Origin of the sequence: Pseudomonas sp. R1-15 (assembly GCF_051132085.1) — a bacterium.
In the GTDB taxonomy this organism is placed as follows: Bacteria; Pseudomonadota; Gammaproteobacteria; order Pseudomonadales; family Pseudomonadaceae; genus Aquipseudomonas.
In genome coordinates, this window is the sequence record NZ_CP071660.1 from 5,055,106 (window position 1) to 5,070,343 (window position 15,238).

Consider the following 15,238-nt stretch of genomic DNA (forward strand, 5'->3'; position numbering starts at 1 on the left):
GCGCATAAACAAAGAGAGGCCGGGATGTACATCTATCGCTTGGTCCTGCTTTTGGTAGTGGGGATCTACCTGTTCTCCCCCGCCATCATGGATTGGTGGATCGATGCCACGGGTGCCTGGTATCGGCCGTATCTGCTCTGGCTGATCCTGATCGTCGTGACCTTCATCCTGCAGAGCCAAAAAGATGCCGATGAGCTTTAGCCTGACCCAGATGATCCTGATCAGCGCCGCCTACCTGGCGGTGCTGTTCGGCGTGGCCTGGATCAGCGAACGAGGCATGATCCCCCGGGCGATCATCCGCCACCCGCTGACCTACACCCTGTCGCTGGGGGTCTACGCCAGCGCATGGGCGTTTTATGGCACGGTCGGGCTGGCCTATCAGTATGGCTATGGTTTCCTGTCCAGCTACCTTGGGGTGTCCGGGGCCTTCCTGCTGGCGCCGGTGTTGCTTTATCCAATCCTGAAGATCACCCGTACCTACCAGCTGTCATCGCTGGCCGACCTGTTCGCCTTCCGCTTTCGCAGCACCTGGGCCGGCGCGCTGACCACGATCTTCATGCTGGTCGGCGTGTTACCGCTGCTCGCTCTGCAAATCCAGGCCGTGGCCGATTCCATCAGCATCCTGACCCGCGAACCGGTGCAACATCGAGTAGCGCTGAGCTTCTGCGCGCTGATCATTCTGTTCACGATTTTTTTCGGCTCCCGGCACATCGCCACCCGGGAAAAACACGAAGGCCTGGTATTCGCCATTGCCTTTGAATCGGTGATCAAGCTGATCGCCATCGGTGGCGTCGGCCTCTACGCGCTGTACGGCGTGTTCGATGGCCCGCAACAGCTCGAGCTTTGGCTGTTGCAGAACCAGACCGCCCTCGCCGCCCTGCATACGCCTTTGCAGGAAGGCCCGTGGCGCACGCTGTTGCTGGTGTTCTTCGCCTCGGCAATCGTGATGCCGCACATGTACCACATGACCTTCACCGAAAACCTCAACCCGCGCTCACTGGTCAGCGCAAGCTGGGGCCTGCCGCTGTTCCTGCTGTTGATGAGCCTGGCGGTGCCACTGATTCTGTGGGCAGGTCTGAAACTCGGCGCCAGCACCAATCCGGAATACTTCACCCTCGGCATCGGCATTGCCGCCAACAGCAAGGCCCTGGCATTGCTGGCCTATATCGGCGGGCTGTCGGCGGCCAGCGGCCTGATCATCGTCACCACTTTGGCGTTGTCGGGCATGGCCCTCAATCATCTGGTGCTGCCGCTCTACCAGCCGCCGGCGGAAGGAAATATCTACCGCTGGTTGAAATGGACCCGCCGCGCGCTGATCGTTGCGATCATCATGGCCGGTTATGGTTTCTACCTGATGCTGGGCGACGGGCAGGACCTGGCCAACCTGGGCATCGTCGCGTTCGTCGCCACCCTGCAGTTCCTGCCCGGCGTGCTGTCGGTCCTGTATTGGCCAACCGCCAACCGCCGCGGCTTTATCGCCGGCCTGCTGGCCGGGATCCTGGTCTGGCTAGTCGCCATGCTCTTGCCGCTGCTGGGCAACCTGCAGGGGTTCTACATCCCGCTGCTGAACATGATCTACGTGCTCGACGACACCAGCTGGCACATGGCAGCCATCGCCTCGCTGGCGGCGAACGTGCTGATGTTCACCCTGATTTCGCTGTTCACCAACGCCAGCAGTGAAGAAGCCAGCGCCGCCGAAGCCTGCGCCGTGGATAACGTGCGTCGCCCGCAACGCCGGGAACTGCATGCCGCCTCGCCCCAGGAATTCGCCACGCAACTGGCCAAGCCGCTGGGCGCCAAGGCCGCACAAAAGGAAGTCGAACAGGCCCTGCGCGATCTTTACCTGCCGTTCGATGAGCGTCGCCCGTACGCGTTGCGTCGCTTGCGCGACCGGATCGAAGCCAACCTGTCCGGCCTGATGGGCCCCAGCGTGGCCCAGGACATGGTCGAGACATTCCTGCCTTATAAGGCAGGCGGCGAAAACTACGTGACCGAAGACATCCACTTCATCGAAAGCCGCCTCGAGGACTACCACTCGCGCCTCACTGGCCTCGCCGCCGAGCTGGACGCCTTGCGCCGCTACCACCGCCAGACCCTGCAGGAACTGCCGATGGGCGTCTGTTCGCTGGCCAAGGACCAGGAAATCCTCATGTGGAACAAGGCCATGGAGGAGCTGACCGGCATCGCCGCCCAGCGCGTGGTCGGCTCGCGCCTGAGTACCCTGGGCGAGCCGTGGAAAGGTTTGCTGCAAGGCTTCATCGACCTGCCGGACGAGCACCTGCACAAACAGCACTTGGCTCTCGACGGCCAGACCCGGTGGCTGAACCTGCACAAGGCGGCGATCGACGAGCCGTTGGCGCCGGGCAACAGCGGCCTGGTGCTGCTGGTGGAAGACCTGACCGACACCCAGATGCTCGAAGACAAACTGGTCCATTCCGAGCGCCTGGCCAGCATCGGACGACTGGCCGCCGGCGTGGCCCACGAAATCGGCAACCCGATCACCGGCATCGCCTGCCTGGCGCAGAACCTGCGCGAAGAACGCGAGGACGACGGTGAGCTGACGGAAATCAGCGGGCAGATTCTCGAACAGACCAAGCGCGTGTCGCGCATTGTCCAATCCTTGATGAGTTTCGCCCACGCCGGCGGCCACCAGCACAACGACGAACCGGTGTGCCTGGCCGAAGTCGCCCAGGACGCCATTGGCCTGCTGGCACTCAACCGGCGCAATTTCGAAGTGCAGTTCTTCAACCTGTGCGACCCCGATCACTGGGTCGATGGCGATCCCCAACGGCTCGCCCAGGTGCTGATCAACCTGCTTTCCAACGCGCGCGACGCCTCGCCGGCCGGGAGCGCGGTACGGGTCAAGAGCGAAGCCTTTGAACACACGGTCGACCTGATCGTCGAAGACGAAGGCAGCGGTATCCCACAGAACATCATGGATCGATTGTTCGAACCTTTCTTTACCACCAAGGATCCTGGCGAAGGCACCGGTCTGGGCCTCGCACTGGTCTATTCCATCGTTGAAGAGCATTATGGACAAATCACCATCGACAGCCCGGCCGATGTTCAGAGCCAACGCGGCACCCGTATCCGGGTGACCTTGCCGCGTCATGTCGAAGCGACGTCCGCTGTGAACTGAGACCGTCGAGAGAATCGAATCAATGCCGCACATTTTGATCGTCGAAGACGAAACAATTATCCGCTCCGCCTTGCGCCGCCTGCTGGAACGCAACCAGTACCAGGTCAGCGAAGCCGGTTCCGTGCAGGAAGCACAAGAGCGTTTCAGCATTCCAACGTTTGACCTGATCGTCAGTGACCTGCGCCTGCCTGGTGCCCCGGGGACCGAGTTGATCAAGCTCGGCCAGGGCACGCCTGTGCTGATCATGACCAGTTATGCCAGCCTGCGCTCGGCGGTCGACTCCATGAAAATGGGTGCGGTCGACTACATTGCCAAGCCGTTCGACCACGACGAAATGCTTCAGGCCGTCGCTCGAATCCTGCGTGACCGACAAACGGCGAGCAGCCAGCCTTCGGAACCGACGAACGGCAAGGCCGCGGCTCCAGGCAAGGCGGGCGCCAGCAACAGCAACGGCGAAATCGGCATCATCGGCTCCTGCCCACCCATGCAGGACCTCTACAGCAAGATCCGCAAAGTGGCGCCGACCGATTCCAACGTCCTGATCCAGGGCGAGTCCGGCACCGGCAAGGAGCTGGTGGCCAGGGCGCTGCATAACCTGTCGCGCCGAGCCAAGGCGCCAATGATTTCGGTGAACTGTGCGGCCATCCCGGAAAGCCTGATCGAGTCCGAGCTGTTCGGCCATGAGAAAGGCGCCTTCACCGGCGCCAGCGCAGGGCGTGCCGGCCTGGTCGAGGCGGCGGACGGAGGCACGCTGTTTCTTGACGAAATCGGCGAGCTGCCCCTGGAAGCCCAGGCGCGGCTGTTGCGCGTCCTCCAGGAAGGCGAGATTCGTCGAGTCGGTTCGGTCCAGTCGCAAAAGGTCGATGTGCGCCTGATCGCCGCGACGCACCGCGACCTCAAGAGCCTGGCGAAAATCGGTCAGTTCCGTGAAGACCTGTATTACCGGCTGCACGTAATTGCCCTGAAGCTGCCGCCACTGCGCGAGCGCGGCGCGGACGTCAACGAGATTGCCAATGCCTTCCTCGCCCGCCAGAGCGCGCGGGTCAACCGCACCGACCTGAAGTTTGCCCCCGACGCCGAACAAGCCATTCGTCATTACGCCTGGCCGGGTAACGTCCGTGAGCTGGAAAACGCCGTGGAGCGCGCGGTGATCCTGTGCGAGAGCCCGGAAATATCCGCCGACCTGCTGGGAATCGACATCGAATTGAGTGACCTGGACGATGAAGAATTCATCGGCCTGGCCCCTCAACAGGGCGGCGGCGCCAACAACACCAGCCACGAGCCCACCGAAGACCTGTCGCTGGAGGACTACTTCCAGCACTTCGTCCTGGAGCACCAGGACCACATGACCGAGACGGAACTGGCGCGCAAGCTGGGCGTGAGCCGCAAGTGCCTGTGGGAGCGCCGCCAGCGCCTGGGTATCCCACGACGCAAGACGGGCGTCGCCAGCGAGAGCTGAAACACGCAGGTAACACCGCAGGATGTGAAAAAACTGTTACCTCAGTTTTTTCACGTAACAGATGCCGGGGTTTACGGTAACGAAACCCCGGCTTTTTTTCGCCTCGAAAAAACCGCTATAACCATAGAACCCCCGATTTCGCTGGGCCTGCCAAAAGTTGGCACGCACCCTGCTATAGCTTTGGTACAAGAACAATAACAAGCAATGCACAAGACAATAAAAATAAGACGAATCGACTCACGCACAATAAAAACAAGACGGCGAGAGGCGCAGCTAACTGATTCTTTTGGAGAGGCGTTGTATTTGGGGCTTGCCCCACAACCAGGCCGAGAACAATAAAACTGTCTCAAGACAGGTGCCTGAACTGGTTGGATCGATTGATCACTGCAACACAGCGACCAAAGCAATCCGTTTGCTCTTGGCTCCCGATTGGGAGGGTCACGAAGGGAAACCTCGTGGCGCGGGCACTCAACAAAAACAAAAAGCCCGAAACCAATAATAAAAACAGAGCACGCAACTAATTCTGGGGGAGCTTCGGCTCCCCTTGTGGTTTCTGTCATTCCGCCTTCCCCGCAGCCTACAAGCTCGTCGCCCAAAGCTTGCAGCTCAAAACTCCTGTGTCCTACACCATCCCTCGACTAAATGCTAGAATCCCCGCCCATCATGCGGTCATTCCTCGTTTTTGGCCGAATATTCCTTCAAACAGTGCATCCCATGCTGAAGAAGCTGTTCCAGTCATTCCGTTCTCCCTTGCGTCGTACGCAACACATCCGCAGCACGCCTGAAGTGCTCAACAGCGGCCAGCATTCGTTGCAAAAGGCCCAATTCAGCCGTTACGCGGTGAACATCGTCGAACGCCTGCAGAACGCCGGCTACCAGGCTTACCTGGTCGGTGGTTGCGTGCGCGACATGCTGCTTAATATCACGCCCAAGGATTTCGACGTCGCCACCAGTGCCACGCCTGAGCAGATACGAGCCGAGTTCCGCAATGCGCGGATCATCGGGCGGCGCTTCAAGCTGGTGCACATCCATTTCGGCCGCGAAATCATCGAGGTCGCGACGTTCCGCGCCAACCACCCGCAAAACGACGAAGAAGAAGACAGCAACCAGTCTTCGCGCAACGAGAGCGGGCGCATCCTGCGCGATAACGTCTACGGCACATTGGAGGAAGACGCGCAGCGCCGCGACTTCACCATCAACGCGCTGTATTACGACCCGGTCAGCGAACGCATCCTCGATTATGCCAACGGCGTTCACGACATCCGCAACCGGCTTATCCGCCTGATTGGCGATCCCAGGCAGCGTTACCAGGAAGACCCGGTGCGGATGCTGCGGGCCGTGCGTTTCGCCGCCAAGCTGGATTTTGGCATTGAAAAGCACAGCGCCCTGCCGATTCGCGAACTGGCGCCGATGCTGAGGGAGATCCCGTCGGCGCGGCTGTTCGAAGAAGTGCTCAAGTTGTTCCTGTCGGGTCACGCCGCAGACACCTTCGAAATGCTCGTCGACCTGCAGTTGTTCGACCCGCTGTTCCCCGCCAGTGCCGAGGCGCTGGAATACAACCCGACCTACACCCACACCTTGATCAGCGAAGCGTTGATCAACACCGACCTGCGCATCAAGCAGAACAAACCGGTGACCCCGGCGTTCCTGTTCGCCGCCTTGCTCTGGCCCGCCCTGCCCGCCCGGGTCCTGCGTTTGCAGGAACGCGGCATGCCGCCGATTCCGGCGATGCAGGAAGCCGCCCATGAGCTGATCGCAGAGCAATGCCAGCGCATCGCCATTCCAAAACGCTTCACGATGCCGATCCGCGAGATCTGGGACATGCAAGAGCGCCTGCCGCGGCGCAGCGGCAAACGCGCCGACCTGTTGCTGGACAACCCGCGTTTCCGCGCCGGTTACGACTTCCTGCTGCTGCGCGAAAGCGCCGGCGAACAGACCGATGGCCTGGGCGAATGGTGGACCGATTACCAGGACGCCAACGACAGCGAGCGCCGCGACATGATTCGCGAACTGAGCGGCAAGGATGACGGCGCCAGCGGCCCGCGCAAACGTCGCCGCAGCAGTGGCGCCAAGCGCAAACGTGCCGGTGCGCCAAGCGCCTCGGGCGAGTGATCGATGGAACGCATCTACATCGGCATGGGCAGCAACCTGGCCGAGCCCGCCGAACAATTGCGCAGCGCCGTCGAGGCGCTGGCGCGACTGCCCGAGACGCGATTGGCGGGCGTTTCAGCGTTCTATCAAAGCGACTCCCTGCTCCCCGGCCAGCCTCGCTATACCAATGCCGTTGCGGCGCTGGACAGCGACCTCGCGCCGCTGGACTTGCTCGATGCACTACAGGCCATCGAAACCGGCCAGGGTCGCGAGCGCCTCGAGCGCTGGGGCCCGCGCACCCTGGACCTGGATATTCTGCTGTTCGGTGATCACCTGATCGACGAGCCGCGCCTCAAAGTCCCTCATTACCATATGCACGCCCGAGCCTTTGTCCTGTATCCGCTGGCCGAGCTCGCGCCCGCCGACCTGCGCCTGGCCGATGGGCGTTTGCTCAAGGACCTCCTCGCGGCGTGCCCCTTCGTCGGCCTGGAACGCCTGCCTGCTAACTGACACCAATCCCCTGTGGGAGCGAGCCTGCTCGCGAAGGCGGTGGATCCGTTATCCACATATCCACTGACACACCGCTTCGCGAGCAGGCTCGCTCCCACAAAAAATCCGGGACCAGGCAGTCAGTTTTTAAACACGCCTCCACGCTGAAACGCATCAGTAACCTCGGTAACACCCACCGGTAACACATCCAATTGACTTCCCGGTTGCTCCTCACGACTATAGGCGTCCCGTCGCCGCCAACGCGGCGCTAATGGGCGTAATCCAGGCCTTACAAGCACCACGCATAGAAGGTGCGCCTGTATTCGAGCGCCTAATGAGGACTTTTTCATGCCAGCTATTACCCTGACCACGCTGCAAGGTCTCAAGCAGAAAGGTGAAAAAATCACCATGCTGACCTGCTATGACGCAACCTTCGCCCATGCCTGCAACGAGGCCGGTGTCGAAGTGCTGCTGGTGGGCGATTCCCTCGGCATGGTGCTGCAAGGTCACGACAGCACGCTGCCGGTGACCACCGCCGAAATGGCCTACCATGTAGCCGCCGTCAAACGCGGTAACACCGACGCGCTGATCCTCGCCGACCTGCCGTTCATGGCCTACGCCACCCTCGATCAAACCATGACCAACAGCGCCATGCTCATGCAGGCCGGTGCCCACATGGTCAAGGTCGAAGGCGCGTTGTGGCTGGCCGACTCGATCCGCCTCCTGGCCGAGCGCGGTATCCCGGTGTGCGCACACCTGGGACTGACGCCCCAGGCGGTGAATATCCTCGGTGGCTACAAGGTCCAGGGCCGCAACGAAAACCAGGCGCGGCAGATGCGTGCCGATGCGATTTCGCTGGAACAGGCCGGTGCCGCCATGTTGCTGCTCGAATGCGTACCCAGCGAGTTGGCGCAGGAAATCACTCAGGCGGTAAAAATTCCGGTGATCGGCATCGGCGCCGGTAACGCTACCGACGGCCAGGTACTGGTGCTCCACGACATGCTTGGGCTGTCGATTACCGGCCGCGTACCCAAGTTCGTGAAGAATTTCATGGCCGGGCAAACCACTATCCAGGCAGCCCTGTCCGCCTATGTCGCTGAAGTGAAGGGGGCAACCTTCCCTGGCGCCGAGCACGGATTTTCCGCATGAACACCGTCAAGACCGTACGCGAACTCCGCGCCGCCGTGGCCCGTGCCCGGGGCGAAGGCAAACGCATCGCCTTTGTCCCGACCATGGGCAACCTGCACAGCGGGCACATGGCGCTGGTGACCAAGGCGGCGCAGCGGGCCGATTTTGTCGTGGCGAGTATTTTCGTCAATCCGCTGCAATTCGGCGCTGGCGAAGACCTCGACAAATATCCGCGCACCCTCGCGGCCGACCAGGAGAAACTGCTCCAGGCCGGCTGCCATCTGCTGTTCGCGCCCAGCGTAGAGGAGATGTATCCCGATGGCATGGCCGGGCAGACCCGCGTCAGCGTCCCACAGTTGTCCGAAGGCCTGTGTGGCGCCAGCCGTCCGGGGCATTTCGAAGGCGTGGCTACCGTGGTCAGCAAGCTCTTCAACATGGTCCAGCCGGATTTGGCGGTGTTCGGCCAGAAGGATTTCCAGCAACTGGCGGTGATCCGCGCGCTGGTGCATGACCTGAACATGCCGATCCAGATCATCGGCGAGCCGACCGTGCGCGCCGAGGACGGCCTGGCGCTGTCTTCGCGCAACGGTTTTCTCAGCCCCGAGCAGCGCGCCGTGGCGCCCGTGGTCTACCGTGCCCTGAGCCAGATCGCCGAAGCGATCAGGCAGGGGCAACGGGACTTCCCGGCGCTGATTGGCGAACAGCTCAAACAGCTCGAATCCGCCGGGCTGCGTCCCGATTACCTGGAAATCCGTGACGCCAGGACCTTGCGCCCAGCTGTGAGCGAGGATCGCGACCTGGTGATCCTGGTCGCCGCCTTCCTGGGCACCACGCGCCTGATCGACAACCTGCACCTGGAACTCGACACGCCCGCCTGAACACCTCAGCGCCCCTGTGGGAGCGAGCCTGCTCGCGAAAACGGCAGGTCAGTTGGCGCAAGCGTCGACTGATACACCGCCTTCGCGAGCAGGCTCGCTCCCACAGGAGTATGGGGTGCCTGGCAGACTGTATTTGCAGATCCCGCGCGTATTGCCGCCCCCCAAGCCTTCGGGCAAACTGCCCGCCGTTTGGACCCGACCAGAGGAAACACTCATGCACGCCATCATGCTCAAGGCCAAGCTGCACCGCGCCGAAGTCACTCACGCCGTGCTCGACTACGAAGGCTCCTGCGCCATTGACGGTGAGTGGCTGGACCTGTCGGGCATCCGCGAATACGAACAGATCCAGATCTACAACGTCGACAACGGCGAGCGCTTCACCACCTACGCCATCCGTGGCGAAGAAGGCTCGCGGATGATCTCGGTCAACGGCGCTGCGGCGCACAAGGCCAAGGTCGGAGACCGCGTCATCATCTGCGCCTATGCCCATTACAGCGAAGCCGAACTGCTCAACTTCAAGCCGCGCATGCTCTACATGGCGCCGGGCAACGAACTGAGCCACACCAGCAACGCCATTCCGGTCCAGGTGGCCTGACCGAATCCAACGGCTCCCACGCCCCTCTTCTGTGGAGCGAGCCTGCTCGCGAAGGCGGTGCGTCAGTGTCTCACAATGTATCGGCCAGAGCGCTTTCGCGAGCAGGCTCGCTCCCACAGGGGGAATTCGCGTTCCGCCTGTCGGCCCCTGTCACCCGCTGTTGTATAAAAAAGTACCGGGAAACTGTCAGACAAAGTCAAGACAGATCGCAACGCGAGGTTTACTGTAGTCGCCCTGCGTCTGGCGATCGTGTCGACGCAGTTGTCCGGACGCCCTTCTCGGGCCGCGCCGGAATTTACAGTGTTAAAAAGGCCGTTCAAAGTAAAAGGAAACCCGCAGCGATGGCGTATTACCGAACTCCTCACGACGTGACCGCTCTGCCCGCCTGGCAAGCGCTGAATGACCACCGCAAAGCCATGCAGGATTTCAGCATGCGCGAAGCGTTCAATGCCGATCCGCAGCGTTTCAATCAATTCACCCTGTCGAGCTGCGGCCTGTTTCTCGACTATTCGAAGAACCTGATCAACGCCCAGACCCGCGACCTGTTGGTAAACCTGGCCAACGAAGTCGACCTCAAGGGCGCGATCGAGGCGCTGTTCGAAGGCGAAATCGTCAACGCCTCGGAGAACCGCCCGGCCCTGCACACCGCGCTGCGTCGCCCGGTCGGCGACAAATTGCTGGTCAGTGGCGTCAACGTGATGCCCGATGTGCACAAAGTGCTGAACCAGATTACCGATCTGGTCGGTCGCATTCACGATGGCCTGTGGCGCGGCTACACCGAAAAACCGATTACCGACGTGGTGAACATCGGCATCGGTGGCTCCTTCCTCGGCCCGCAGCTGGTGTCCGAAGCGCTGTTGTCCTACACGCATAAAGGCGTGCGCTGTCACTACCTGGCGAACATCGACGGCAGTGAGTTCCACGAGCTGGCCCAGAAGCTGCGCGCCGAGACCACGTTGTTCATTGTCTCGTCGAAATCCTTCAATACCCTCGAGACCCTGAAGAATGCCGAGGCCGCTCGTGCCTGGTACCTGGCACAAGGTGGCTCGGAAGCGGAGCTCTATCGCCACTTCATCGCGGTATCGAGCAACAACGCCGCCGCGGTGGCCTTCGGCATCCGCGAAGAAAACATCTTCCCGATGTGGGACTGGGTCGGCGGCCGTTACTCGCTGTGGTCGGCCATCGGTCTGCCAATCGCCCTGGCCATCGGCATGTCGAACTTCAAGGAGCTGTTGTCCGGCGCCTATTCCATGGACCAGCATTTCCAGAGCGCGCCGTTCGACCAGAACATGCCGGTGCTGCTGGCGCTGCTTGGCGTGTGGTACGGCAATTTCTGGGGTGCGCAAAGCCATGCGATCCTGCCGTACGACCACTATCTGCGCAACATCACCAAGCATCTCCAGCAACTGGACATGGAATCCAACGGCAAGAGCGTCCGCCAGGATGGCACGCCGGTGTCCACCGATACGGGGCCAGTGATCTGGGGTGGCGTCGGCGCCAACGGTCAGCACGCCTACCATCAATTGCTGCACCAGGGCACCCAACTGATCCCGGCCGATTTCATCGTGCCGATCGTCAGCTTCAATCCGGTTGCCGACCATCATCAGTGGCTGTACGCCAACTGCCTGTCCCAGAGCCAGGCGCTGATGCTCGGCAAGACTCGCAGCGAGGCCGAGGCCGAGTTGCGCGATAAAGGCGCCAGTGAAGAAGAAGTGCAGAAGCTCGCCCCCCACAAGGTGATCCCGGGCAACCGCCCGAGCAACACCCTGGTGGTTGAACGCATCAGCCCGCGCCGCCTCGGTGCACTGGTTGCGCTGTATGAGCACAAGGTATTTGTGCAAAGCGTGGTCTGGGGCATCAATGCCTTCGACCAATGGGGCGTGGAACTTGGCAAGGAACTGGGCAAAGGCGTCTACAACCGCCTGGTGGGCAGCGAAGAAAGCCCGGCCGAAGATGCTTCGACCCAAGGCCTGATCAGCTACTTCCGCGGACGTCATCGCGGCTGATCCGAAGTTTGCGCTAACCCTGTGGGAGCGAGCCTGCTCGCGAACGCGGTGTTTCAGTCAACCTCCGTGTTAACTGGTCCATCGCCTTCGCGAGCAGGCTCGCTCCCACAGTTGTTTTGCACATGACTTGAACCCTCCAGTTACTCGGCGCATCTTTATGTCTTGTCGCAAAACAAGAATAAGGAACCGTCATGTTCGATATCAGCCAGTACCCCCACGCCGATGCCGTCCGCCGGGCTGCGCAATTGAGTCAGGACGAGTACAAGCGGCTCTATAAAGAATCCATCGAACACCCCAGCGCCTTCTGGGCCGAGCAGGCCACGCGTTTTCTTGACTGGATGACGCCCTGGCAGACCGTCCAGCGCTACGATTTGAAGAGCGGCGAGGCGAGCTGGTTCGCCGGTGGCAAGCTGAACGTCAGCGCCAACTGCATCGACCGTCACCTGGACACGCGCGGCGATCAGATCGCGATCATCTGGGAAGGCGACAATCCCGCCGAATCGGCACAGATCACCTACAAGAAACTTCACCATCATGTGTGCCGCCTGGCCAACGTGCTGAAAAGCCGTGGCGTGAAAAAAGGCGACCGGGTCTGCATCTACATGCCGATGATTCCGGAAGCAGCCTACGCCATGCTCGCCTGCACCCGCATCGGCGCGGTGCATTCGGTGGTGTTCGGCGGGTTCTCGCCGGACTCGCTGCGCGACCGGATTCTCGATGCCGATTGCCGCACCGTCATCACCGCCGACGAAGGCGTGCGCGGCGGACGGTTCATACCGCTCAAGCGCAACGTCGACAAGGCGCTGGAAAGCTGCCCGGACGTCAGCACCGTGCTGGTGGTGGAGCGTACCCAGGGCGAGGTGGAGTGGGTCGAAGGGCGCGATGTCTGGTACCACCAGGCCATGCACGACATGAGCGACGACTGCCCCCCCGAACCGATGGACGCCGAGGACCCGCTGTTCATCCTCTACACCTCCGGCAGCACCGGCAAACCCAAGGGCGTGCTGCACACCACCGGCGGCTATCTGTTGCAGGCGGCGATGACCTTCAAGTACGTGCTGGATTACCGCGACAACGAAGTATTCTGGTGCACCGCTGATGTCGGCTGGGTCACCGGCCATAGCTATATCGTCTACGGGCCACTGGCGAACGGCGCCACCACGCTGATCTTCGAGGGCGTGCCAAGCCATCCGAGCAGTTCGCGGTTCTGGCAGGTGATCGACAAACATCAGGTCAACATCTTCTACACCGCCCCGACGGCCCTGCGCGCGCTGATGCGCGAGGGCGCCGGGCCGCTGCAGGACACTTCGCGCAAGAGCCTGCGCTTGCTCGGAAGTGTCGGTGAGCCAATCAACCCGGAAGCGTGGGAATGGTATTTCAACGTCGTAGGCGAACAACGCTGCCCGATTGTCGATACCTGGTGGCAGACCGAAACCGGCGGCATCATGCTCAGCCCGCTGGTGAGCGCCCCACGGCTCAAGCCGGGCTGCGCCACCCGGCCGATGTTTGGCGTGCAGCCGGTACTGCTGGATGAAGTCGGCAAGGAGATCAGCGGCGCGGGCAGCGGCGTACTGGCGATAAAATCCAGTTGGCCGGGGCAGATTCGCAGCGTCTACGGCGACCACCAACGAATGGTCGACACCTACTTCAAGCCTTACCCCGGGTACTACTTCACCGGCGACGGCGCCCGTCGCGACGAAGATGGCGACTATTGGATCACCGGGCGTATCGACGATGTGATCAATGTGTCGGGCCACCGTATCGGCACCGCCGAGGTAGAGAGTGCGCTGGTGTTGCACGACAACATTGCCGAGGCAGCGGTCGTGGGTTATCCCCATGACTTGAAGGGCCAGGGCATCTACGCCTTTGTCACGCCGATGAACGGGGTCGAAGCCAACGACGAGTTGAAGAAGGAATTGCTGGCTCATGTCAGCAAGGAAATCGGCAGTTTTGCCAAGCCGGAGCTGATCCAGTGGGCGCCGGCCCTGCCGAAGACCCGCTCGGGGAAGATCATGCGGCGGATCCTGCGCAAGATCGCCTGCAACGAGCTCGACAGCCTGGGCGACACCTCGACCCTGGCTGATCCGAGCGTGGTGGAGGGTTTGATCGACACACGCCTGAACCGCTGAGACAACATAGACCCCGTGGCGAGGGAGCTTGCTCCCGCTCGGCTGCGCAGCAGACGCAAAATCGCTATTGCCCCTTGGAAAACAGGGGGCGCTTCGCCCCCCAGCGGGAGCAAGCTCCCTCGCCACAAGAGCGCTGCCTGACTCAAACCTGCAGGCGATACCCGGGTATCCATAACTGCTAAACTCCCGCGCCTCATTTCCTTAAGGCGCGCCCGGCATGTCTTCCTTGAATCTGGCGCTGCGCGCCGCCCTCGACCAGCGTCAGGACCTGCTTGGCCAATTGCATCAGCAGGGCACCGATTGCTATCGCCTGTTCCACGGCAGCCAGGAAGGCGCTCCCGGCCTGACGGTCGACCGCTACGGCCCGCAGCTGCTGGTGCAGAGTTTTCATCAGTCACTGGAGCGCGAGGCCCTGTTGCAACTGCACGGCATCGTCAATCAACACTTGGGGCTGGATACCCTGCTGGTCTACAACGACCGCGCCCGGGGCAACTCGCGCATCGACCGCCAGGACAGCATTTATCAGCCTGACGAGGCTGCCTTGCAAGACCTGGTTGGCCATGAGTGGGGGTTGAATTACCGGGTTCGCGGACGTCACGCCGGGCAGGATCCGTTGCTGTTTCTCGATCTGCGCAACGCCCGGGGCTGGGTCAAGGACCACAGCCGGAACAAAAGCGTGCTGAACCTGTTCGCCTATACCTGCGGCGTCGGCCTGAGCGCCGCGGCGGGCGGAGCGCGCGAGGTGTGCAACCTGGACTTCGCCGAGGGCAACCTGGCGGTGGGCCGCGAGAACGGCCTGCTCAATCCCGACCTGCCGACGATGGAATTCGTCCAGTCGGATTATTTCCCCGCGATTCGCCAACTCGCCGGCCTGCCGATCAGTCAACGCCGCGGGCAGAAGCTGCCCGCTTACGTGCGTCTGGAGCAACGCCAATATGACCTGGTGCTGCTCGACCCGCCGGCCTGGGCCAAGAGCGCTTTCGGCACAGTCGACCTGTTGCGCGATTACCAAAGCCTGCTCAAGCCGGCACTGCTCACCACCGCCGAAAATGGCGTGCTGATCTGCTGCAACAACCTGGCGAAGGTGCCCATGGACGACTGGCGCGAGCAGGTATTGCGCTGTGCGGAAAAAGCCGGCCGCCCGGTTCGCGAGTGGAGCGTGCTGACACCTGGCAGCGATTTTCCCTCGCAGGATCAACAACCGCCGCTCAAGACGTTGATCCTCCAGCTCTGAGCCCCCATGAATTCCCACGAATAAAACGGACAATTCTCATAAAACACAGTGGCTTCGGAACCGTAATCACATGCCATACTCCAAGGCACT

The 15,238-nt window shown here is 61.7% G+C and carries 11 protein-coding genes; all 11 read left to right on the top strand.

Annotation, left to right across the window (positions count from 1 at the left end):
• Positions 1-24 precede the first annotated feature (24 nt).
• The 11 genes from J3P97_RS22815 (at position 25) to J3P97_RS22865 (ending at position 15,148) form a co-directional block, all read left to right on the top strand.
• Entirely contained in the window at positions 25-201 is a 177-nt protein-coding gene (locus J3P97_RS22815) for a hypothetical protein (protein WP_003176118.1), read from the top strand.
• Positions 185-3,139, top strand: a complete 2,955-nt coding sequence (locus J3P97_RS22820) for a sensor histidine kinase (protein WP_305498777.1) — start codon at positions 185-187, stop codon at positions 3,137-3,139. The genes J3P97_RS22815 and J3P97_RS22820 overlap by 17 nt, the downstream gene beginning before the upstream one ends.
• 22 nt (positions 3,140-3,161) lie before the next feature.
• Complete coding sequence (locus tag J3P97_RS22825) at positions 3,162-4,598, top strand: sigma-54-dependent transcriptional regulator (protein ID WP_434628241.1); 1,437 nt, start codon at positions 3,162-3,164, stop codon at positions 4,596-4,598.
• 714 nt (positions 4,599-5,312) lie between these two features.
• Complete coding sequence (locus J3P97_RS22830) at positions 5,313-6,710, top strand: polynucleotide adenylyltransferase PcnB (protein WP_434601856.1); 1,398 nt, start codon at positions 5,313-5,315, stop codon at positions 6,708-6,710.
• 3 nt (positions 6,711-6,713) lie between these two features.
• On the top strand, positions 6,714-7,199 hold the full coding sequence (gene folK / locus J3P97_RS22835) for a 2-amino-4-hydroxy-6-hydroxymethyldihydropteridine diphosphokinase (RefSeq protein WP_434601857.1): 486 nt from the start codon (positions 6,714-6,716) through the stop codon (positions 7,197-7,199).
• 327 nt (positions 7,200-7,526) lie between these two features.
• Positions 7,527-8,327, top strand: coding sequence for a 3-methyl-2-oxobutanoate hydroxymethyltransferase (gene panB / locus J3P97_RS22840; RefSeq protein ID WP_434672818.1), 801 nt, complete (start codon positions 7,527-7,529; stop codon positions 8,325-8,327).
• Entirely contained in the window at positions 8,324-9,184 is an 861-nt protein-coding gene (panC, locus tag J3P97_RS22845; protein WP_434571777.1) for a pantoate--beta-alanine ligase, read from the top strand. Before panB ends, panC begins: the two co-directional genes overlap by 4 nt.
• 214 nt (positions 9,185-9,398) lie before the next feature.
• Complete coding sequence (gene panD / locus J3P97_RS22850) at positions 9,399-9,779, top strand: aspartate 1-decarboxylase (RefSeq protein WP_003228271.1); 381 nt, start codon at positions 9,399-9,401, stop codon at positions 9,777-9,779.
• A gap of 341 nt (positions 9,780-10,120) precedes the next feature.
• Positions 10,121-11,785, top strand: a complete 1,665-nt coding sequence (gene pgi / locus J3P97_RS22855; RefSeq protein WP_434655623.1) for a glucose-6-phosphate isomerase — start codon at positions 10,121-10,123, stop codon at positions 11,783-11,785.
• Positions 11,786-11,976: 191 nt separating this feature from the next.
• Entirely contained in the window at positions 11,977-13,914 is a 1,938-nt protein-coding gene (acs, locus tag J3P97_RS22860; protein ID WP_434672819.1) for an acetate--CoA ligase, read from the top strand.
• Positions 13,915-14,131: 217 nt separating this feature from the next.
• The gene (locus J3P97_RS22865) at positions 14,132-15,148 is read left to right on the top strand and encodes a class I SAM-dependent rRNA methyltransferase (protein ID WP_434672820.1); all 1,017 of its coding nucleotides are present in this window, start codon (positions 14,132-14,134) and stop codon (positions 15,146-15,148) included.
• The last annotated feature ends 90 nt before the right edge of the window (positions 15,149-15,238 follow it).